Raw genomic sequence first — 23,737 nt, 5'->3', positions numbered from 1 at the left:
TTTAAATTCGCTCCCCAGGCTGGATTCGAACCAGCGACACCCTGATTAACAGTCAGGTGCTCTGACCAGCTGAGCTACTGAGGATTATTTATTTTAATTGGAATTTTTTTTATTCTTATTTTATGTCTTCCTCCTTCAAAATCTGTTTGAATAAATATTTTTATTATTTCTAAAACCTCTTTTTTATTTTCTATAAAACGAGCTGGTAAACTAATAATATTGGCATTATTATGCCTTTTTGCTAAAAAAGCAATTTCTTTTTTCCATACTAATGCAGCACGAATTTTTGGATATTTATTAGCAATCATAGCCGCACCATTTCCACTTCCGCAAATTACAATTCCCAAATCAGCTTTTCCTTTTTCTACAAATTCTGCTGTAGGATGAATATAATCCGGATAGTCAACCTTTTCTCCATAACGAAATAATCCAAAATCTTTTACCCGATCTCCTTTTTTAATCAAATAATTAATTATTAATTTTTTATAATTTATTCCTGTATGATCAGATCCTATAGAAATTATCATTTTTCCTAAAATTTTATAAAAATACATTAAAAATTTGGATTTTTTTTTTCATAATAATAAAGATTCAATACTTCACATTAAGTTTGTATATTTTAATTTTTATTTATTATTTATATGAAAAAGGATATAAAAACTGTTAATGATTTTAATTTTAAAAATAAAACCGCTATAGTAAGAGTTGATTTTAATGTTCCTATCAACAATAAATCTAAAAAAATACTAGATGATACACGGATTAAATATAGTATTCCTACCATTAAAAAAATAATTAATGAATATGGAAAAGTAGTATTAATATCTCATTTTGGAAGACCAAAAGGGAAACGTTCTAAAACTTATTCTTTGAAATTTATAGTTTCTAATTTATCTAAAAAATTACAAATTCCTATAAAATTTTCAGAATATTGTATAGGAGAAACTGTAGAAAAACGTGTTAATGAATTAAAAAATGGAGAAATTTTACTGTTGGAAAATATTCGATTTTACAAAGAAGAGGAAGAGGGAGATGAAAATTTTGCTTTTCAGTTATCAAAGTTAGGAGATATTTATGTTAACGACGCATTTTCAGTATCTCATCGTTTACATGCTTCTATTACTATTATCCCCAAATTTTTTGGAAAAAATAAATGTATTGGATTTCTCATGAAAAAAGAAATCCATTCTTTAAAAAAAATTTTTGGAAAAGGTAAAAAACCCATTACAATTTTATTAGGAGGAGCAAAAATATATTCTAAAATATCTATTATAGAAAACCTTATTAATTTAGTTGATCATATCCTAATAGGAGGTGGTATGGCCTATCCTTTTATCAAAATACAAGGAGGTAAGGTTGGGGACTCTATTGTAGATAAATATAAATATAATGAACTTGAAAAAATATTAAAAAATATTTTTGATAAATATAAAAAACAAGATAAAACAAATATATCCTTTCCAAAAGATGTAGTAATAGCAGATTCTTTTAAAAATAATGCTAATACTAAGATTTCTTCCATTTATTCTATCCCTAATGGATGGAAAGGTTTAGATTTAGGTCCTAAATCTATAAATTATTTTTGCAAAATCATCAAAAATTCCCAAACTATTCTTTGGAATGGACCATTAGGAGTATTTGAATTCTCCAATTTTTCTTTAGGAACTAAATCTATAGCAAGAGCTATTGTTAATGCAACTAAAAATGGAGCTTTTTCTTTAATAGGTGGTGGAGATTCTATTGCTTCATTAAAAATGGAACAGTGTGAAAAAAAAATTAGTTATTTATCTACTGGAGGAGGTGCTATGTTAGAAAGTTTAAAAAATAAAATACTTCCTGGAATAAAATCTATAATTTCATAGTTTATATTTGTAAATAATAAAGAATTTAACAAATCCTAATATTGGATCTTTTTAATTATATTTGTTTTTTAAATCAAAAAAATATGTCATTCAAACTTCCTAAATTATCTTATTCATACAAGGATTTTGAACCTTATATAGATCAAAAAACTATGAAAATCCATTATCTAAAACATCATGCTGGATATACCAATAATCTAAACCAAGTTATTAATGGAACCGATATGGAAAACTTATCTATAAAAGAAATTTTAAGAAGAGCTAATATTGAAAATCCAATAATACGAAATAATAGTGGAGGTTTTTATAATCATAATTTATTTTGGGAAATATTAATACCTCATTCAAAAAGTATTCCTCCAAGTAAATATCTAAATGAAGTTTTTAAAAAAAAATTTAAAACATTCGATCTTTTCAAAGAAAAATTTACTACTGTAGCAATGAATCGTTTTGGTTCTGGATGGGTATGGCTATGTGTAAAAGAAAAAGAATTGACTATTTGTTCTACAGAAAATCAAGATAATCCATTAATGTTAGGGATAGGTTATGAAGAAGGTATTCCTATATTAGGATTAGATGTTTGGGAACATGCATATTATCTACAATATCAAAATCGTAGAATCGATTATATTTATTCATTTTGGAATATTATTAATTGGAAAAAAGTAGAAGAAAATTATAACTGTTCCATAGTAGAATAATTGAATGGGAAAAATTATTCTAGAAAATATAAAATTATTTGGATTTCACGGTTGTATTCCGGAGGAATCCTTTTTAGGATCTTATTATACAGTCAATATAGAAGTAGAATTAGATTTTCATAAAGCTTCTATTAGTGACGATTTATCAAAAACTATTGATTATGTATATTTGTTCCGTGTTGTAAAAGAAGAAATGGCCATTAATTCTAAATTATTGGAAAATTTAGCCTATAGAATAATACAAAGAATCAAAAAATATAGGATAGATTTAATTAAAAAAACAAAAATAAAAATTTGTAAAGAAAATCCACCTATGGAAAGTAGTGTGGATAGATTTTGTATTATTTTAGATGATATAAACTAATTTTGGCATGGTGGCCGATTGGAAAGGCAGGGGTCTGCAAAACCTCTTATAGCGGTTCGATTCCGCTCTGTGCCTTTATATTTTTCAATAAACTTTTTTTAAAAAAATATTTATAAATTATATTGTACTTTTTTTAAAATATCGATATGATTGTCAATTTTTTTTGTGTAAAAATGGTAATTGTAGATAAATTTTTTCTCTGTAAGATTATATTTTTTATAAATTAAATCTACTTCAGATTTTTTATGAAAAAAAAATTTCTGTTAGTATATTTATCATATTTTTTTTTTATAAATAAAAATATTTATAGATATACTATTATCTGAATAAATGAAAAAAAATAGTAAAAAAATAATTTTTTTATATTAATTAATAATTGTTTTCTTATTCTTTCTTTTTTTGTAAATTTGCGAATTTGAATCATAATTAGAAATTTTTATTCTGTATAAATCAATGATATACAAAAACAATGATGAAGATTAATAATATTCTCATTTCACAATCTCTAAAAGGTTCAAATTCTCCATATTTAGAATTAAGTAAAAATGTGAAAATAGATTTTAGATCCTTTATAGAAGTAAAAGGTGCGTCTTCGATTGATGTAAGAAAACAAAAAATTAATTTTTCTGATTTTACGGTAGTTCTTTTCATAAGTAAAAACTCTGTTGATCATTATTTTAGATTAGCAGAATCTATGCGATTCAAAGTTCCAATTTCCATGAAATATATTTGTCAAACAGAATCTATAGCTTATTATTTACAAAAATATATCGTATATAGAAAAAGAAAAATATATATTGGAAAAAAATCTTTTAAAGATATATTACCTTTTATCAAAAAAAATACAAACGAAAGATTTCTTTTACCATCTTCAGATATATTAAAACTAGAAATACCAAAAATGTTAAATAAACTAAATATTTCATGGAAAAGAGCAATTTTATATAAAACGACTTCTAGTGATTTATCTGATTTAAAGAAAATAAGATATTATGATATATTGGTATTTTTTAGCCCCGCATGTATAAAGTCTTTATTTGAAAATTTTCCTAATTTTGATCAAAATAATATAAAAATTGCTACTTTTGGAAAAAATACTTTAGATGCAGCTTATAAAGCTGGATTAAAAATTGCTATTAGAGTTCCAACTCCTGAATTTCCTTCTATGGCTAAAGCTTTAGAAAAATATATAAAAATATATAAAAATATATAAAAAAAATTATTCTACAGTTACAGATTTTGCTAAATTTCTTGGTCTATCTACGTTTTCTCCTCTTAGGTAAGCAATTTGATATGCTAATAATTGAAGAGGGATAATTGTAATTAAAGGACTTAGTTCCTCCGAAATAATTGGAATTTCTATTACATGATCGGCTAATTTACTTGCTTGAATATCCCCTTCATTGACGATAGCTATAATTTTTCCTTTTCTAGCTTTAATTTCTTGAATATTTCCTATTATTTTTTCATAATATCCTTTTTTAGTAGCTATAAATACTACAGGCATATTTTCATCTATTAAAGCAATAGGTCCATGTTTCATCTCTCCTGCAGGATAACCTTCTGCATGAATATAAGAAATTTCTTTTAATTTTAATGCTCCTTCTAAAGATACTGGAAAATTAATTCCTCTACCTAAATAGAGAAAATTATTTACATGATGATATAATTTAGATATTTTTTGGATAGTATTATCTATTTTTAACGTAACATTCATTTTTTCTGGGGCAGATATAAGTTCTTTACATAGAAATTCATAACGAATATTTGTGATAGTGGATCGATATTTTCCTATTTTCAAAGCTAATAAAAAAAGAACTGTGATCTGAGATGTAAAAGATTTTGTAGAAGCAACTCCAATTTCAGGTCCTGCATGTGTATAAGCTCCTGCATCTACATTTCGTGCAATATAAGATCCTGCAACATTACAAATACCAAAAACAAAAGCTCCTTTTTTTTTTGCTAATTTTAAGGCAGCTATAGTATCTGCAGTTTCTCCTGATTGAGAAATAACTATAACAATATTTTGTTCTTCTATAATTGGATTTCTATATCTAAATTCCGAAGCATACTCTACTTTTACTGGAATCCTCGCTAATTCTTCCAATAAATATTCTCCAATTAAACTTGAATGCCAGGAAGTGCCACATGCAACAATAGTTATACATTTTGCATTAATAAAAATATCCTTATTAGATTCAATTCCATCAATACATATTAATTCATCAGAAATCAATAATCTACCACGTAGAGTATCCAAAATTGTTTTTGGTTGTTCATAAATTTCTTTTAACATAAAATGTTTATATTCTCCTTTTTCAATCTCTTTGAGATTAATTTTTAGTTCTTTAATTATTGGATTTAGTTTATGATTATCGATAATTTTTCGTAAATCTAACTCTTTATCCTTTCTAAGGATAGCCATTTCTCCATCTTTTAAATAAATAGCATTTTTAGTATAATCAATGAATGGTATAGGATCAGATGCTATAAAAAATTCTTTTTCATTAATTCCCAATGTAAGGGGACTTCCTAATTTAGCAATAACAATTCTATCTGGATCAGATTTTTCTATTACAGCTATAGAATAAGCTCCAATTACTTCATTCAAAGAAATTCGTACCGCTTCTTCTAAAGATAGTTGGTTTTTTTTTTGAATATATTCAATCAAATTGACAAGAACTTCAGTATCTGTTTCACTTTGAAAAGTGAAACCATTTTTAAGTAGAATAATTTTAATTGCATGATAATTTTCTATGATTCCATTATGAATCAAAACAAGTTCTTTAGAATTAGAAACATGAGGATGTGCATTAATATCATCTGGAATTCCATGCGTTGCCCATCTTGTATGTCCTATGCCTGTTGTTCCTTTTATTGAAAAAATTTTTTTTTCTAATTCAGAAACTCTTCCTTTTGTTTTATATAGACTATATTTTCCATTATAAAAAACAGCTATTCCAGAACTATCATATCCACGATATTCCAATTTTTTTAATCCATTAATAATAATGGGATAAGCTTCTCTATATCCCAAATAACCAATTATTCCACACATTCTAACCTATAGAATTAGAATTTTTCATTTTTTTTTATATATAGATTAATTAATTTTCTCTAAAACAGTTTTTTTATAAAATTGTTGATAAAAAGTTTCTATTTTTTCTACAGGATAATATTTTAACACCAATAATTTGTTTTTTTCTATATAATCATCTATATCTTTTGGAAATGAAAGATCTCCTTTTATTATTGCATCAGAAAAGTACATGCATAACTTGATTATATTAAAATAATTAGGATTTTCTAATAATTTTAATTTTCTAGATTTTATTCCATCTATTTTTATTTTCTTAATAATATCTTTATTAAGAGATCCTTTAAATGGTTTATTATATATAGATGAAATAATTTTTGTATTTCTATATATAGGATTTTTTTGATAAAAATTCTTAATATATAGTGGAATAAAAGAACTAATCCAACCATATATATGAATAATATCAGGACTCCAATTCAATTTTTTTACGGCTTCTAAAACCCCTTTTGTAAAAAATAAAGCTCTTTCGTCATTATCAGGAAAAAAAATTCCATTTTCATCTTCATACATAGCTTTTCTTTTAAAATAATCTTCATTATCTATAAAATAAACTTGTAGTCTTGCATCTGGAATAGATGCAACCTTAATCAATAAAGGGTGATCTATGTCATTGATCATTAAGTTCATTCCTGAAAGACGAATCACTTCGTGTAACTGATGTCTTCGTTCATTTATCATTCCAAAACGGGGCATAAATATACGAATATCATTTCCCATTGATTGCATAAACTTAGTAGCTTTTAAAACCGATAAAGAAATAGGAGTCTCTGAAGAAAAAGGAGATAAATCTGAAGAAACATATAATATACGTTTACCTTTCATCTTAGAGAAATTTTTTTATATTTGAAATATATAATAGTATAATAAAAAAAACGAATCAATCCTTAAAAAACTTTTACAAAGATAAGGAATAATATTCAATACTACTTAGTTAGTTATATATATAGTTAGTTACATACAGACAGAGGTTATAGAGATAAAAATTCTCTAGCATTTTTTTTTAGGTTGTAGAGAAAACCTCGTAGATTGTATATTTTTTATTTTAACCGTTAATAATTAAAATTCCATTTTATTTGGAAAAAAAGAAAAAAAAATATTCCATTGAAAAAAAAAAATAAGTATAGAAATTTGGTTACTGTCACTGGATTAATTACTATAACTAATTATGGGTATGCATTTGTAAATGTAGAAGGATTTCAAAAAGTAATTTTTATTCCTAAAAAAAAAACTAATCGATCTATAGAAGGAGATTTAGTTCGAATAAAAATCAAAAATAAAAAATTAGGAAAAAAAATGGAAGGTGAAGTTATAAAAATAATCAAAAGAAATAGAGAAAATTTTATTGGAGTATTAAAAATTAAATCTAATTCCAAATATGGATTAGTCATAGTTTATAACAAGACTATTCATGTCAATATATATATTCCTAAAAAAAAATTAAAAGGATATCATCCTAATGAAAAAGTATTAGTTAGAATAATTACATGGCCAAAAAATTTAAAAAATCCTTTAGGAGAAATCATTAAAGTATTTGGACAATCTGGAGAATATACAACAGAGGTTTATTCTTTGTTGGAAGAATATGGCCTATCTTATGAATTTTCTAAAGAAGTGGAAAAAGAAGCAAAAAAAATTGTATTTAAAAAAAATTTAGATAACAATCTTAGAAGGGATATGCGAAACATTAATACATTTACTATAGATCCTTTTGATGCAAAAGATTTTGATGATGCCCTTTCTATTAGAAAATTAAATTCTAATACTTGGGAAATTGGAATTCATATAGCAGACGTTACTTATTATATAAAAGAAGGAAGTTTATTAGATAAAGAAGCATATAAACGTGCAAATTCCATTTATTTTATTGGAAAATCCATTCCTATGCTTCCAAAAATATTGTCCAATGATATTTGTTCTTTACATCCAGAAAAAGATAAATTAAGTTTTTCTTCCATTTTTAATGTAGATAGTAAAGGCCAAATATTAAAAAGTTGGTTTGGAAAAACAATTATACGATCTAATAGAAGATTTACATATGAAGAAGTTCAAAAAATTATAGAAAAAAAAAGAGGAGATTTTCACAAAGACCTTTATACCTTGTTTACTTTTTCTAAAATTTTTACTAAAAATAGATTAAAAAATGGATCTATTTACTTGGATAAGGTAGAAATAAAAATCCATTTAGATGAAAAAAAAAATCCTTCTAAATTTAATTTAGAAAGAAATAACGAAGCCCATCGTTTAATAGAAGAATTTATGTTACTAGCGAACAGAAAAATTTCAGAATTTGTTAGTCAAAATTTAGATGGAGATCCTTCTAACAAAACGTATATTTACAGAATACACGATAAACCAGATTTTCAGAAGATTTTCATTTTAAAAAAAATAATAGAACCCTTAGGTTATTCCTTAGATTTAAAAAATCTAAAAAAATCTCTTAATGGTTTATTAAAAAATATTCAAGGTAAATCAGAACAAAATATGATCGAAAATTTGATTCTTCGTTCTATGAGTAAAGCTAAATATTCCACAAATAACATAGGCCATTATGGCTTATCTTTTATTTATTATTCTCATTTTACTTCTCCTATAAGGAGATATTCAGATATTATTGCACACCGTTTATTAAATTATTATTTAACTAATAATAATGAATCTAAATTAAAATCTCTAGATTTTTATGAAAAACAGGCTGTCCATTGTAGTTATAAAGAGCGTTTATCAATAGATGCAGAAAGAGAATTTTCGAAATACATACAAGTTAAATATATAAAAAAATTTTTAGGAAAAGAATTTGATGGAATTATTACAGGATTTACAGACTGGAGTGTTTTCATTGATCTATTGTCATTTCAAACAGAAGGTATGGTACGATTACGTGATATTGGAGGAGACATTTACACTCTAAATTCCAATAATTACAGTATAATTGGTAAAAAAAAACGAAAAATTTATCATTTAGGAGATAAAGTAAAAGTAAAACTTTTAGACGCAAATATAGAAAAAAAACAAATTATTCTTGAATGGTTAGATACTTAGAAAAATTTTTTATTAATTCGGACATATTTAGGAACAAATATGGTATAATTTCCTCCATTTTTTATAATATCTCTTACCATACAAGAACTAATATAAGATTTATCATAAGAAGAAAGAATAAATATTGTTTCAATACAACTATTATTATATAATTTTTTATTCGCATAATAAATATTCTTTTCAAATTCAAAATCTAATTGATTTCTAATTCCTCTCAATACAAATTGAGCCTCTTTTTTTTTACAAAAAGAAATAGTTAAACCTTTAAATAATTCTATTTCTATTTTAGGAAACTGAAAAAAAGTTTTTTGGATCCATTCTTTTCTTTTTTGAATAGAAAACATATTATTTTTTTCCGAGTTATTTCCAATAGCTATAATAATTTTATCAAATAAATTTAAAGATCTAATAATGATGTCGTAATGACCTATAGTAATTGGATCAAAAGTACCAGGAAATACAGCTATTCTATTATTCATATTTATTCATGTATTTATGAATTTATATCAAAAAAAATAAAAAAAGGAATAAAAGTTTTATTTTTGTTTTTAAAATTATTTTAATAATGGAAAAATTATGTTCCGGTTGTTTAACAAATAAATGTTTTATTAACAAGGAAAATAATATTTCCAATAAAAAAAAATGTTTAAAACTTAATGTAGTAGATTGGTTATCTAATATAAAATCTCCTTTTGGAGATGAATATGATATTGTGGAAGTTCAATTTAAAAATGATAGAAAAGAATTTTTTCATAATAAAGATAAAATAGCCCTTTGTAAAGGGGATTTTGTCACTGTAGAATCTAAATCTATTGGATATGATATTGGAATAGTTACTTTAACTGGAGAATTGGTAAAATTACAGATACGAAATAAAAATATTGATTTGAGTTCTTTAAAAATAAAAAAAATATATAGGAAATCTACGAATATAGAAATCAATCTTTGGAAATCTCTAAAAAAAAAAGAATCTATATATCTTTCAAAATCTAAAAAAATTGCAAAAAATTTGAACCTTTCTATGAAGATTTGTGATGTAGAATATCAAGGAGATGGTGAAAAAGCTATTTTTTATTATACCTCGGAAAATAGAATTGATTTTAGAAAATTAATTAAAAGATTGGCTTTATCATTTCGTATTCGTATAGAAATGAAACAAATAGGATATAGACAAGAATCTGCAAAAATTGGAGGGATAGGCACTTGTGGTCGAGAACTATGTTGTTCTACTTGGTTAAAAAATTTTAAAAGTGTTACGACAAATTCAGCTAGATATCAACAACTTTCTATCAATATAGAAAAATTAACTGGACAATGCAGTAAACTGAAATGTTGTTTAAATTATGAATTAGACGCTTATTTATCAGCGATAAAAGATTTTCCAGATATTAATAGTAAAATACATACAGAGAAAGGAATTGCACAATGTATGAAAATTGACGTATTCAAAAAACAAATGTGGTTTTCTTATATTAAAAATCCAAATACTTGGTTCAGAATAGAAATAAAAAAAATTAAAGAAATTTTAGAAAAAAATAGAAAAAATCCAAAAGTGGCTTCTTTAGAGGAATTATCCACAATTAATGTCATTAAAAAAAAAGAATTAACGTTTAAAGATTAATCTATAAAAAAAATAAATAGATGATTCTAAAATTTAGATTATGCAAATAAAAAAAAGAATTCTTTTAAGTGTATACTAAAAAAAGAAAAAAAATTAGTTTTTATTTTCGTAAATTTATTTTTTATTTTTGGTTTTTCTTTTTTTTAGGAATTTTTTCTATTTTTTTGATATTTTATGCAGCTTCTAAAGGTTATTTAGGGCCTTTACCAAGTACTAAAGACATAGAAAATCCTACCATGGAAATAGGATCGGAAATATATGATTCCAATGGAATTTTATTAGGAAAATTTTTTTCAGAAAATAGAACTCTAATTACTTATAAAAAACTCCCAAAAAATCTTATTAATGCTCTCATAGCCAAGGAAGATATTCGTTTTAAATATCATTCTGGAATTGATGCTAAATCTATTCTTAGAGCTATTATTTCTTTAGGTAAAAAAGGGGGAGGAAGTACCATTTCTCAACAATTAGCTAAACTTCTTTTTACAGGTCCATCTGCAAAAAATAAGTTACAAAGAATGCATCAAAAAATTTTAGAATGGGTGATGGCTATTGAATTAGAAAAACGTTATACAAAAGAAGAAATTATTACTATGTATTATAATAAATTTGATTTTTTATATAATGCAAAAGGAATTGAAACCGCAGCTCATACTTACTTTAATAAAACTGCTTCTGAACTTAATTTGGGGGAATGTGCTACGTTAGTAGGTATGTTAGAAAATCCTTCATTATATAATCCAAAAATCTATCCTTATAGAGCAAAAAAACAAAGAAATTTAGTTTTATCTCAAATGAGAAAATATGATTTATTAAATGAAGATAAATATCAAAAAGAATTGAAAAAATCTTTAAAAATAAATTTTAAAATGCAAAAAAAAGATTTCGAATTGTTAACTTATTATGGTGAATTTTTGAAAAAAGAAATTCAAGAATCATTAAATGACCATGAAAAAGAAACTGGAGAAAAACTAAATCTTTATTCTAGTGGATTGAAAATATATACATCAATTGATTCTAAAATGCAATATTATGCAGAAAAATCGGTAAAAAAACATCTTAGTAAATTACAAATTTTATTTAATAATTCTCAAAAAAAAAATAAAAATGCTCCATTTTTAAATATTACTCCAGAAAAAACAAATAGAATTTTCTTATCTGCCATACATAGAACACAACTTTATCAAGATCTTAAACAAAAAGGGATGAAAGAGGAAAAAATTATAAAAGAATTAAAAAAACCAAAACTTACAAAAATATTTACCTGGAATGGATCCAAAAAAGTATTGATATCAACATGGGATTTTATTCGTTATCAAAAGAGTATTATTCAAGCCGGTATGTTATCTATAGAACCTTATACAGGATATATAAAAGCATGGGTCGGTGGTATAGATTTTAATTATTTTCAATATGATCATGTTGCTAAAACAAAACGTCAAGTTGGTTCTATATTCAAGCCGATTTTATATGCTTCCGCAATTAAGGAATTACATTATAACCCTTGCACAAAAATATCAAATGAAAAATTTCATTTAGGAAAATGGAGTCCTAGAAATTCAAATGGGAAATATGGTGGGGATATTACTTTAAAAGATGGATTAGCATTCTCCGTTAATACTATTTCTGCTAGGCTTATAGCACAAATTACTCCAGGTCCAGTAATAGATTTGGCAAAAAATATGGGGATAGAATCCATGATACCTGAACATCCATCTATAGCTCTTGGGTCTTCTGATTTAACCTTATATGAAATGACCGGAGCTTTTAATACGTTTACTAATTATGGTTTTTATATAAAACCCAGTATTTTAGTAAAAATAGAGGATAAATATGGAAAACTAATTAAAGAACGAATAGATCTTATTAAAAGACAAGTATTTAGTGAAGAAGTGGCATATATGATGTTAAAATTAATGGAAGGAGTAGTAAAGTATGGGACGGCTAAAAGATTACATAAGTATAATTTTTTTTTAGAGAATATTGCAGGAAAAACGGGGACTACTAATGAAAATTCGGATGGATGGTTTATAGGAATGATTCCTAATTTAACTACTGGAGTTTGGGTAGGTTGGGAAGATAGATTTGCTCATTTTGAAAATATAAAATTAGGACAAGGAGCAAATATGGCATTGCCTATATGGGCTTATTATATGAAAAGTCTATATAATGATCCAAATCTTGTATATCATGAAAAATTAATTTTTCATAAACCAAAAAATTCCAAATATAATTGGGAAGAATGTGAAGAAAAAAATAATGAAAATGAAAATAATTTAAAAAATATTCTAGAACTTGATGAAAGCATCAATACTGAAAAAACTATAAATTTCAATAACTAAATAGTAGCTGATTATTGATCAATATATGATAAAAAAAATTTTAATTTTAGATAAAAATCATCCTTTTATCATATATAAATTAAAAAAAGAAGGATTTATTTGTGATGAAAATTACTATGATCCTATAGAAAAAATTTTAAAAATTATATCTATATATGATGGAATTATTTTAAGAAGTAGATTAAAAATAGATAAAAAATTGATTAAAAAAGCTATAAATATAAAATTTATAGCTCGTATAGGATCTGGAATAGAAAATATAGATCAAGATTATGCTTTCAAAAAAGGGATTACTATAATTTCTTCTCCAGAAGGTAATAAGGATGCAGTTGCAGAACATGCTATAGCTATGCTTTTATCTATGATGAATCATATCATTCGTTCTAATCAAGAAATTAAAAAAGGAAAATGGAATAGAGAAAATAATAGAGGAACAGAAATAATGGGAAAAACTATAGGAATTATTGGATATGGGAATACAGGCAAGGCATTTGCTAAAAAACTTTCTGGTTTTGAAACTAAAATATTTTGTTATGATATCCTTCCTAAAGTAGGAGATATTTATGCAAAGCAAGTAAATATGCAAACAATTTTTATGAAATCGGATATAATTAGTTTACATGTTCCTTATACAAAAAATACTAAGGGAATGGTTAACGAAAGATTTATAAAAAATTTTTATAACCCTTTTTATTTTATTAATACCTCTCGTGGAGGATGTGTAATTATCGAACATTTAGTAATTGCCTTAAAAAATGGAAAAATATATGGAGCCTGTTTAGATGTATTAGAATATGAAAAATATTCTTTTGAACATTTTTTTTATCACCGTAAACTTCCAAAAGCTTTTTTTTATCTTATTCATTCCGATAAGGTAATTTTAACCCCTCATATAGCTGGATGGACTAAAGAATCAAAATATAAGATGGAAAAAAAAATAGTAGAAAAAATTCTTTACTTAAAAAAAAGTTTATACATTTCTTCAAATAAAAATTAAAATTTTATAAAAATTATTTTTTACTTATTTTTTTTTAAAAAAAAACTTTTAATCATTGATTAGTTAATTTATTTAATTTTTTTCTTTAAAATAAGATTATTCACAGCCAAAATATAATAATATCTATTTTTTATAAAAATTGGATATTCCATATTTTTTTTAATTAATTTTATGGAATTAAATAATTTAGATAATTCATAAAATTATTTGATCAATATGATAAACTATCAAATTAATTTTTGTATCAGGATTATTTCGTAATATAGTATTTAATTTTTTTTATAGATATTTTTACACCTCTAATAATTAAAATCGTTCAGTTCTATAACTGTAGAAAAATCGGAAAAAATCGATTATTTTTTTTATCATTATATCATACAATCCACTTTTTTCTAAAATAGAAATACCAAAAATAAAATAAAGTTTCTTTAAAATGAAAAATTAATCACTATTTTTTTTATAAAATTTATTCAAAAGTTGCCCTTCTTGATCCAACTCCAATAAAGATTATTTTTTATATAAAAACACCTATCCATCCTATTTTTGGGATAAATAAGGATGAGAATACCTATTTGGACATTTAGTCATCCGAATAATCACATTTTTTTTTCTAATTTTTTTAAAAATAAGTCGATTCCATAATTATCTATATTATATTTTAAACTTAAACGAGATAATTTCTAATCTACTTTATATTTCCATAATCACGTTGAATTGTTACAATTTCGTATATTATTTTTAGTATTTTTTTTATCATAATCCTAAAATCTAATTATACTAACTATCTATAATCTAGAATAATATTTTGTAAATTTCCATGTTTAATAGATAATCCTACCCAAATAAATAGATTAAATACTTTAAATTGGTTACTTACTACTATATATAAAATAACTATTAAATCCACCACCTAATATCATTTTAAAATACATATCTATATCGTTATTTATAGGTATAGAAATTGTTATTTTAAATTTTTTAGGTAAAAAAATCTCTCTATAAAGAGGTGTTTTTTCATCTAATCATATTTCATAATAGTCTCTTATTTTTGGAAGTAATATTTTTATAAATTAAAAAATTTAATAGTAAATTTTATTTTATATTTTATTAATTTATGTAATTGAATAGTTTTTCTATTTGTAACTTTGATCATTACAGTTGAATTTTTTTTTACGAAATTTTATGTATAGCTATACATTTTTTAGAATTAATAAAACGGATTCTACTAGTAATATTCGTAATCAAATCATAAGAAAAAAAATATCTAATTTTGTTTGAGATCTTTATTCTTTTATATCTCTATTATATTGTGATAAAAACCATGAAATTTAACTATAATTTTATCCTTATCATCAAGCCATACAAATAATTTATTTTTTAAATAAAATTAGTATACATCTTTTAAATAACGTCCATTATCTATCATTTTTTTTACAAAAAATTCTGTTGAAGAATATCCACCAACTTCTTTTATTATACGAAATATAGTTTTTTCAACATCTATACTCATAGGTTTTTTTTTTCCACAAATATATATATAAGCCCCATTTTCTATCCATGAAAAAAATTCTTTCCTATTTTCCCATATTTTATTATGTACATATATTTTATCTTTTTGATCTCTAGAAAAAGAAAGACTTACATGATGTAGTATTCCCTTTTTTTTCCAATTTTGTATTTCCTTTTGATATAAAAAATCCGTGTAAAAATATTGGTCTCCAAAAAAAAGCCAATTTCTACCGGTTGCTCCTATAAATTCTCTTTCATATAAAAAAGAACGAAAAGGTGCTATTCCAGTGCCTGGTCCAATAAGGATAATATCCTTATTGGATTCTGGTAACTTAAATAAATGATTTTTGTGTATATAAAAAAATAAATCATCTTCTACTTTTAATTTAGAAAGAAAATTAGAACAAAATCCATATCTAATTCTACCATTTTTTTGAAAACGATGACGTGATACTGTAATATGTATTTCAGAATGATGAACTTTAGGAGAAGAAGAAATAGAATATAATCTAGGTTTTATAGGATCCATTATTTTAATTAAATCTTTTAACAGAATTTTATTTTTTATAGGAAATTCTTTTAAAAGATCAAAAAAATTCCATTCTTTATTATTAGGAATATTTTCTCCTACCAAAATAGAATATTTTTTTAACATATTTATCGATAAAGAAAAAATATTTAATTTTTTTTTCAATAAATCAAAAAGCAGTTTTAATTCATTTGAATTATCTAAAATATCTTTATTTTGTATAATATTTATAATTTTTTTTACTTCATATTCATAATTTTCTGCTATTATAGCTATATAATCTCCTGGAGAATAATCATTTTTATCCGATTCATTATTTTTCATTAAAATTTCAATATGATGAATTTCTTTATTAGATCCTCTTTCTTTATCATTTAAAAGTATATTAGTCAAAATTTTTCCATGAATCTTTTTTTTTATCCCATTTTTTTTAAAAATATTTTTTTCCAATTTTTTTATTTGAAATATTTTTAAAAAATTTAAAAACCAACTTTCTGATTTTGATTCAAAATCAACATCACATTTATATAATGGTATCTTTCTATCTGCACCCATTTCATATAAACGTTTATCTAAATCCTCTCCAGCTTTACAAAAAAAAGAATAAGAACGATCTCCTAATGCTAATACACCATATTTTATATTCTCTAAACGAAGATTTTTTTCTTGAAAAAGAAAATTAAAAAAAGATTTTGCGGATGAAGGAGGTTCTCCTGTTCCATGTGTGCTAATAATTATGAAAAAATAATTTTCGCTTTTTAAATCTATAAAACGATATTGATCGAAACTTATTAATCTAATTTGAATTTTTTCTTTTTTAGCTTTTTCTACAATAGAAAAAGCTAAATTTTTAGCATTTCCGGTTTCTGTTCCATATACAAGTGTAATTGTATCTTTATTTTTTTTAAATTCTTTTGAATTTTTTTGAAAAAAAGGTAATATTCCAGATATATATCCATACATCCAAATAATTTCTTCTTTAGAAGAATTTTTTATTAATTCTACAAATATTTTATTTTTTGATTCAGATAACATTTTATTCTAGTTTAAAAAAAAACATAAATAAAAAAAATAGGATTTTAATATATAAAATAATTTTTTTTCCAAAATTTAAATATTTATTTACTATTTAAGGACTTATAAGATAATCGAATAATATTACTTCAGATTTTTTCAAGTGATTAATAGCTTTAATGTTAATTAAATAAGGATTCCCCGTTCAGTTTAAAAATAAAAATTACTTTTTTCATATTGAATAATATATATAATCATAAAAAAAGATTATTCACTGAAATATATCTTTCTCCAGTATCATAATTAAATGTAAGTATCCTTGAATTTTCAGAAAAATCAGGTAATTTTTTTGCAATAGCTGACAAGGAAGCTCCAGTAGAAATACCAACCAAAATTCCTTCTTTTCTTGCTATTTTTCGAACATAACTAAATGCTTCTTTTTTAGAAACTAAAAAGGATCCATCCAATATATTTTTATTTAAAATAGTTGGAATAAAACCAGCTCCAATTCCTTGTAATTCATGAGGATTAGGCTTACCTCCAAATATAACTGAAGACTCTATAGGTTCTACAGAAAATATTTTTATCATTGGAAATTTTTTTTTTAATACTTCTCCTACTCCAGTAATATGTCCACCAGTTCCAACCCCCGTAATAAAATAATCTATTCCATCAGGAAATGATTTTATAATTTCCTTTGCAGTGGTATATTTATGAATATTTGTATTTGATATATTATCAAATTGTTTTGGGATCCAAGAATTAGGAATTTTACGATTTAATTCTTCTGCTTTTTTTATAGCTCCTTTCATTCCTTTCTCTCTCGGAGTAAGAAAAAATTTAGATCCAAAAATAGAAAAAAGTTTTCTTCTTTCTATACTCATAGAATCAGGCATTACTAGAATAATCCGATATCCTTTTACAGCTGCTACCATGGATAAACCTATTCCAGTATTTCCAGAAGTTGGTTCAATAATGACATTCCCTTTTTTAATAATTCCTTTTTTTTCTGCATCTTCTATCATTGATAATGCAATTCTATCTTTAATACTTCCTCCAGGATTATTTTTTTCCAATTTCATCCAAACTTGATGATATGGATATAAACGACGAAGACGTATATGAGGGGTATTTCCAATAGTTTGCAAGATATTTTCTACTTTCATTTTTTTTATTGGTTAACCTTTTTTTTTATATTTTATAATTAATAAAATTAGAAAAAGTACTATTATTTAGTACGCATTTTTATTTCACTTTTTTGATAAACTATGGAAAAAGGTGGTATGCTATTTGTAATCCATACATTTCCTCCAAGTATACTATCATGACCAATCACTGTATCCCCTCCCAAAATTGTAGCTCCAGAATAAATAGTAACTTGATCTTCTATAGTTGGATGACGTTTTTGATTTGCCAATTTTTTATTTACATAAATAGCTCCTAAAGTAACTCCTTGATATATTTTAACACTATTTCCTATTTTAGTACTAGATCCAATTACTATTCCAGTACCATGATCAATAACAAAAGATTTTCCTATTTCTGCAGAAGCATGAATATCCACTCCAGTTTCTCTATGAGCATATTCAGTTATCATTCTTGGAAGGATGGGAATTTTTAAAATCCATAATTGATGAGCTATTCGGTATAATGCAGTAGCAAAAAAACCAGGATAAGATAGAAAAATTTCCTCTATAACTGTTGCGGCAGGATCGAAATTTAATATAGCATTAGCGTCCGTAATCAATATTTGATAAATATTAGGAATATTTTCAAAAAAATATTGAACATATTTTTTTGATTTTTTTTCTTCAAAATTAAATTCCATGAAAATAGAATATAATTTATGTTTTAATTTTTGGTAATTTTTTTTTAAGGAATTAATTCCTTCTAAAAGATATTGATCCGGAGTAAAAAGAAAATGAAATAAATCTTCTACAAATTGTTTATATGTATTTTTATTAAGAAATGGATACTTCCATTTTTTTTTATTATTTTCGAATAATTTTTTTAAAAAATTTGGATTAGACATTTTTTTAACTTTTTGCATTATTGAATCATACAAGATAATATTGTAAAATAACTTATATCATTTATTAAAATGGAATATCCATTTTATTTAATTTTTTTTTATAAGTATTCTATGGAATAGGATTAGATGATTTTATTCTAACTTTTTTACCAAATTATTTAATCTTGCATATTTTAGACATTTCTCTATTTTTATAAAGTATTCACATTTATACGGTAAATGATATTTTTTTTTAAAAAAAATTTCTAATTTTTAAAATTTCAGTAAAATTATATCCAGTATCAATGTATCCCAATCAAAATGTAATTTTTACTGGTATAAAATTTTTTTAAAATCCAAATTGTCCTACTACTTTTCTATAAATATGGATAGTTTCTGATTCTAATTATTCCAAATAAGTTAAATGATAATTTTTCGTATTCAAATCCACTTTATATCATTATTTTTTTAATTTTTAATCTTGTAAAATACAATCCACATTTTTTTTTTACATAGTTAAATTTCCAACATCAACGTCCCCTACGATAATATTATTTTTCTTCATCTATATTATTTTTTATCTAATAATAGATCGAGTAAATGGAATACCTTTTATACTCAAATATCCTTTATTTATATAAATGATTATAAGAAATATTATATTTTTTAATGATTCTACTTTTCATAAAAAAAAATATTTTTTTTTATTTTGAACATTTTCATAAAAATAATTAGTACTATTTTATGATAAAAACTTTTCTAATCTATTTATATTTTTATAAAATAGGCGAATATAGAATAATTATAAAACATATTTATATATGACTAAAATTGTTAAATTTTATAGGTTTTTTTTAAAATTCTACCTGTATCTAATGAAAATATTTTTATGATAGTAATTTTTCTATTAATAATAAAATGAGATATCAGTTTATCTTCAATATTATTAAAATTTGTAGAAAAAACTATTTTTGATGGAAATATTTATGAAAAAATTCTTAATTTTTTTTATTGGTTTTTCAGTTTCATATTGTTGTATATTCATTATATCATTATTAACTATTATGAATATAAAAGTTACCGAACCTTTTAAACAAAAATCTATTTTTTTTTATAAAAGTATGATGAATATAGAATAAAAATTTAATAAAATGGAATATTATAATAAATAAATAGTCTTAAAAAAAATAAATATAATAATTTATTTTATTAAAATAAATGTAATATTTTTATAAAATAAATTATAATATGAAAAAAATAAAAGTGACTAATCCTATAGTAGAAATCAATGGAGATGAGATGGCCAGAATTATATGGAAGTATATTAAAAAATATTTAATTATTCCTTATTTAGATATCAAAATTATCTATTTTGATCTAGGAATAGATAATAGAAACTTTACAGAGGATAAAATTACTATAGAAGCTGGTCATGCAATAAAAAAATATAATGTTGGAATTAAATGTGCTACAATTACACCTGATGAAGAAAGAATGAAAGAATTTCATTTAAAAAAAAAGTGGAACTCTCCAAATGGGACAATAAGAAATATTCTTAATGGAACTATTTTTAGAGAACCTATTATAGTAGAAAATATACCTCGTCCAATTCCAAATTGGAAAAATCCAATATGTATTGCTCGTCATGCATATGGAGATCAATATAATGCAATAGATATTCTTATTAAAGAAAAAGGAAAATTATACCTTCAATTTATACCAGATAATAAAAAACAAAAAATTAAAAATTTTGAAATACATCATTTTATAACTCCAGGAATTTCCATGGCAATGTATAATACAGATCAATCTATCTATGGATTCGCCCGTTCTTGTTTTAATTATTCGGTTTATAAAAAAAGTTCTCTTTTTCTTTCTACAAAGAATACTATTTTAAAAAATTATGATGGAAAATACAAAGATATTTTTCATAAAATATATCAAAAAGAATTTTTATCAATTTTTGAAAAAATTAAAATTACTTACGAACATCGTTTGATTGATGATATGGTAGCTTATGCAATAAAATCTAAGGGAGGATTTATATGGGCTTGCAAAAATTATGATGGAGATGTTCATTCGGATACTATAGCTCAAGGATTCGGTTCATTAGGAATGATGACTTCAATTTTACTTACTCCAGATGGAAAAACAATAGAAGCGGAAGCTGCTCATGGTACAATAACTAGACATTATAGATTACATCAAAAAGGAATAAAAACATCTACAAATCCTGTAGCTTCTATTTTTGCTTGGACTCGTGGTTTAAAACATAGAGCTTTTTTGGATAAAAATTCTAGTTTAAAAAAATTTTCAGAAAAAATGGAAGAAACTTGCATAGAATTAATCCAATCAGGAATAATGACTAAAGATTTATACAAACTTATATACGGAAATAATACTTATGAAAATAAAAATAATAACTACTTAGATACAGAATCTTTTTTTATTATATTAAAATCACATTTCGAAAAAAAAATACTAAAATTAAAATAAATTTTTATTTATAATATTTTCCATTAATTTATTTTTAATTTCTTTTCTTTTCAATTTACCCAAAGAATTTTCTATAAAATTTTGTATAAAAAAAATATTTTTTGGCTTATAAAATCTTTTTTTTCCTATGAAAATGGATTTTGGAATTTTAATAGAAAAAATAGATCCTTCAATAATTAGTATTACTTTTTCTCCCAATATTTGATCTGGAATTGAAGAAATAAAAAATCTTTTATAAAAAGGTATAAAAGGATATATTATTTTTTCGACTAATTCAGGAATAATTTTTATTCCTCCACTATTAATAATATTATCATATCTACCTATCCAATTAAATTTATATCTAGAAATCATATGAACAATATCATTAGTTTGAATGAAAGAATTTATACAATATGGAGAAAATATTCCTAAACAATTTCTTTTATCTATATTAATAGAAATATTTTTTAATGTTTGATAATAACTAGTTTTATATAATCCATTAATTTTTTTTAAAGCTATATGCCCTAATGTTTCTGTCATTCCATAAGTTGCATAACAAATAGTAGAAACCTTTTGTAATTTTTTTTCTAAATCAATGGAAATGGGTGACCCACCTATCAAAAGAATCCTTATTTTTTTCAAACTTTTTAAACTAGAATAAACTTGCATTGGAACCATAGATACAATATCAAAAGATTCATTTATATTTTTTAAAGGATTAGATGATGGAGGAATACAATCAATATCCCAATGAAATATAATAGAACGAACTAAAAACATTTGGGCTGCTATTGTATTTGGAGATAAACATAAAAGTCCTCGAATTTTTTTATCTTTTAAATTTAAAAAATCTACCGTTTTTTTTGCATATTCATACATATATTTTTTATTAAAAAAAACTTTTTTAGAGATTCCCGTTGTTCCAGAGGTAAAACTCATCAATACCGATTGATTCCGATTATTCCAATTTTCTAAAAAAGAAAAAATAGATTTTTTCCATTGGTATAAAGGATCACCTTTAAAAATGAAATAATTTGATTTTTTTTTTGAAGAAAAATTAATTCTTATTTTTAAATAAGATTCTTGAACTTCCATATTTTTAATGGATTATACCAAATATAACCTTTTTTTATATGTAAAGGAGAATAAAAATCATTATGAAAATATCCTATATTTAATCCATGAACACCCTTATTATATTTTTCTTCCATTTTAAAAGTCCATTGTGCTATTGCATTAATTCCTATTTTACTCTCTAAAGAAGAACTTATACACCATTTTATTTTTCTTTTATATGCTTCTATTATCCATTCCTTAGATCCGAAAAATCCTCCGCATATACTAGGTTTTAATATTATATATTTAGGAGATATAATATCTAATAATCTTTTTTTAAATTTTAAATTATTAATTCCTATTAATTCTTCATCTAATGCTATAGGTAATTTTGATTTTTTACATATTTTTGATAAATCTTTCCAATTTCCAATTTTTATAGGTTGCTCTACTGAATAAACAATATTTATGTCATAAAGTTGATTAATATAATATATAGCTTCTTTACTATTTTTAAAAGATCCATTTGCATCGATACGTATTTTTATATATGGATACTTTTTTTTTATTTTTTTTAAAATTATAAGTTGATAAGAAAATAATTTTGGACTTATTTTCATTTTAATAAATGAAAAACCTTTATTAATTTCTTTTTCTATTTTTTTTACTTCATTCTCTATATTCATATTAGATAATGAAAACAACCATATTAAACTATTTATAGAAATACCTGATTTACCAATAGTAAATTTAGAATCATACAATATGGGATATCTATTTTTTAACCCTAAAATAGCTTGTTCTAATCCAAATAAAATTGAGGAATAAGAAATATAGGAATGATAATAATAAGATTCATTTTTTTGGATAATATTTATCTTTTCAGAAAGATATAACAATTCTTTTTCATAAACATTTAAATTTTTAAATGCATTATTATCCAATAATGGATTACATTCTCCAATTCCTATCTTATTATTTTTTTTTAAAATTAAGTACCAAATTATATTATAATGGAATGTTCTTTTAGAATTTTTTATTTTTTCTTTAAAAAAAAATTTTTTTTTCAAAAAAGAATTTATTATCATATTTAATAACTATTTATATTTAA

The 23,737-nt window shown here is 23.3% G+C and carries 18 protein-coding genes and 2 tRNA genes; 10 read left to right on the top strand and 10 right to left on the bottom strand.

What is annotated here, in order from left to right:
* Window positions 1-10: 10 nt before the first annotated feature.
* Window positions 11-84, bottom strand: a tRNA-Asn gene (locus DM780_RS01415).
* Window positions 75-527 carry an RpiB/LacA/LacB family sugar-phosphate isomerase gene (locus tag DM780_RS01410; protein WP_110548957.1) on the bottom strand — a complete coding sequence of 151 codons (453 nt, stop codon included), beginning with the start codon at window positions 525-527 and terminating at the stop codon, window positions 75-77. The genes DM780_RS01415 and DM780_RS01410 overlap by 10 nt, the downstream gene beginning before the upstream one ends.
* A 114-nt stretch (window positions 528-641) precedes the next feature.
* Between DM780_RS01410 and DM780_RS01405 the strand changes: the two genes are divergently transcribed.
* The 5 genes from DM780_RS01405 to DM780_RS01385 all read left to right on the top strand — a co-directional run bounded on the left by DM780_RS01405 (window position 642) and on the right by DM780_RS01385 (window position 4,140).
* Entirely contained in the window at window positions 642-1,862 is a 1,221-nt protein-coding gene (locus DM780_RS01405) for a phosphoglycerate kinase (RefSeq protein ID WP_110548692.1), read from the top strand.
* A gap of 83 nt (window positions 1,863-1,945) precedes the next feature.
* Window positions 1,946-2,563, top strand: coding sequence for a superoxide dismutase (locus tag DM780_RS01400; protein WP_110548956.1), 618 nt, complete (start codon window positions 1,946-1,948; stop codon window positions 2,561-2,563).
* Between the two features lie 4 nt (window positions 2,564-2,567).
* Window positions 2,568-2,927: a dihydroneopterin aldolase gene (gene folB, locus DM780_RS01395; protein WP_110548691.1), complete on the top strand. Its 360-nt coding sequence runs from the start codon at window positions 2,568-2,570 to the stop codon at window positions 2,925-2,927.
* Between the two features lie 4 nt (window positions 2,928-2,931).
* Window positions 2,932-3,002, top strand: a tRNA-Cys gene (locus tag DM780_RS01390).
* Between the two features lie 397 nt (window positions 3,003-3,399).
* Complete coding sequence (locus DM780_RS01385; protein WP_110548955.1) at window positions 3,400-4,140, top strand: uroporphyrinogen-III synthase; 741 nt, start codon at window positions 3,400-3,402, stop codon at window positions 4,138-4,140.
* A 6-nt stretch (window positions 4,141-4,146) separates the two neighbouring features.
* Here DM780_RS01385 and glmS read toward each other — a convergent pair whose 3' ends face one another.
* Both glmS and DM780_RS01375 read right to left on the bottom strand, forming a co-directional pair.
* Window positions 4,147-5,985 carry a glutamine--fructose-6-phosphate transaminase (isomerizing) gene (gene glmS / locus DM780_RS01380; protein WP_110548690.1) on the bottom strand — a complete coding sequence of 613 codons (1,839 nt, stop codon included), beginning with the start codon at window positions 5,983-5,985 and terminating at the stop codon, window positions 4,147-4,149.
* A 45-nt stretch (window positions 5,986-6,030) separates the two neighbouring features.
* Window positions 6,031-6,849 carry a glycogen/starch synthase gene (locus DM780_RS01375; RefSeq protein ID WP_110548689.1) on the bottom strand — a complete coding sequence of 273 codons (819 nt, stop codon included), beginning with the start codon at window positions 6,847-6,849 and terminating at the stop codon, window positions 6,031-6,033.
* Between the two features lie 279 nt (window positions 6,850-7,128).
* Between DM780_RS01375 and rnr the strand changes: the two genes are divergently transcribed.
* Window positions 7,129-9,066: a ribonuclease R gene (gene rnr, locus DM780_RS01370; protein WP_110548688.1), complete on the top strand. Its 1,938-nt coding sequence runs from the start codon at window positions 7,129-7,131 to the stop codon at window positions 9,064-9,066.
* On the opposite strand, the gene coaD is transcribed toward rnr, so the two are convergent.
* On the bottom strand, window positions 9,063-9,545 hold the full coding sequence (gene coaD, locus DM780_RS01365) for a pantetheine-phosphate adenylyltransferase (protein ID WP_110548687.1): 483 nt from the start codon (window positions 9,543-9,545) through the stop codon (window positions 9,063-9,065). The genes rnr and coaD overlap by 4 nt on opposite strands.
* An 86-nt stretch (window positions 9,546-9,631) precedes the next feature.
* On the opposite strand from coaD, the gene DM780_RS01360 reads away from it, so the two are divergent.
* The 3 genes from DM780_RS01360 to DM780_RS01350 all read left to right on the top strand — a co-directional run bounded on the left by DM780_RS01360 (window position 9,632) and on the right by DM780_RS01350 (window position 14,026).
* Window positions 9,632-10,687, top strand: a complete 1,056-nt coding sequence (locus DM780_RS01360) for a PSP1 domain-containing protein (protein WP_110548686.1) — start codon at window positions 9,632-9,634, stop codon at window positions 10,685-10,687.
* Window positions 10,688-10,755: 68 nt separating this feature from the next.
* A complete protein-coding gene (locus DM780_RS01355) occupies window positions 10,756-13,029 on the top strand; it encodes a transglycosylase domain-containing protein (protein WP_110548685.1) in 2,274 nt (757 codons plus the stop codon).
* Window positions 13,030-13,054: 25 nt separating this feature from the next.
* Entirely contained in the window at window positions 13,055-14,026 is a 972-nt protein-coding gene (locus DM780_RS01350; protein WP_110548684.1) for an NAD(P)-dependent oxidoreductase, read from the top strand.
* A 1,387-nt stretch (window positions 14,027-15,413) separates the two neighbouring features.
* On the opposite strand, the gene DM780_RS01340 is transcribed toward DM780_RS01350, so the two are convergent.
* The 3 genes from DM780_RS01340 to DM780_RS01330 form a co-directional block, all read right to left on the bottom strand.
* On the bottom strand, window positions 15,414-17,099 hold the full coding sequence (locus DM780_RS01340; protein WP_110548683.1) for a diflavin oxidoreductase: 1,686 nt from the start codon (window positions 17,097-17,099) through the stop codon (window positions 15,414-15,416).
* Between the two features lie 233 nt (window positions 17,100-17,332).
* Window positions 17,333-18,244, bottom strand: a complete 912-nt coding sequence (gene cysK, locus DM780_RS01335; protein ID WP_110548682.1) for a cysteine synthase A — start codon at window positions 18,242-18,244, stop codon at window positions 17,333-17,335.
* A 62-nt stretch (window positions 18,245-18,306) separates the two neighbouring features.
* On the bottom strand, window positions 18,307-19,110 hold the full coding sequence (locus tag DM780_RS01330; protein ID WP_110548681.1) for a serine O-acetyltransferase: 804 nt from the start codon (window positions 19,108-19,110) through the stop codon (window positions 18,307-18,309).
* A gap of 1,227 nt (window positions 19,111-20,337) precedes the next feature.
* Here DM780_RS01330 and DM780_RS01325 point away from each other — a divergent pair.
* Window positions 20,338-21,585 carry an NADP-dependent isocitrate dehydrogenase gene (locus DM780_RS01325; protein WP_110548680.1) on the top strand — a complete coding sequence of 416 codons (1,248 nt, stop codon included), beginning with the start codon at window positions 20,338-20,340 and terminating at the stop codon, window positions 21,583-21,585.
* Here the strand turns inward: DM780_RS01325 and DM780_RS01320 are convergent.
* Both DM780_RS01320 and DM780_RS01315 read right to left on the bottom strand, forming a co-directional pair.
* A complete protein-coding gene (locus tag DM780_RS01320; RefSeq protein ID WP_110548679.1) occupies window positions 21,577-22,665 on the bottom strand; it encodes an AMP-binding protein in 1,089 nt (362 codons plus the stop codon). The two genes, DM780_RS01325 and DM780_RS01320, sit on opposite strands and share 9 nt — an antisense overlap.
* Window positions 22,641-23,714, bottom strand: a complete 1,074-nt coding sequence (locus DM780_RS01315; RefSeq protein WP_110548678.1) for an enolase C-terminal domain-like protein — start codon at window positions 23,712-23,714, stop codon at window positions 22,641-22,643. The genes DM780_RS01320 and DM780_RS01315 overlap by 25 nt, the downstream gene beginning before the upstream one ends.
* Between the last annotated feature and the right edge of the window lie 23 nt (window positions 23,715-23,737).

It is taken from the genome of Blattabacterium punctulatus, from assembly GCF_003226695.1.
Taxonomy (GTDB): Bacteria; Bacteroidota; Bacteroidia; order Flavobacteriales; family Blattabacteriaceae; genus Blattabacterium; species Blattabacterium punctulatus.
This window is presented reverse-complemented; position numbering and strand designations above follow the sequence as displayed.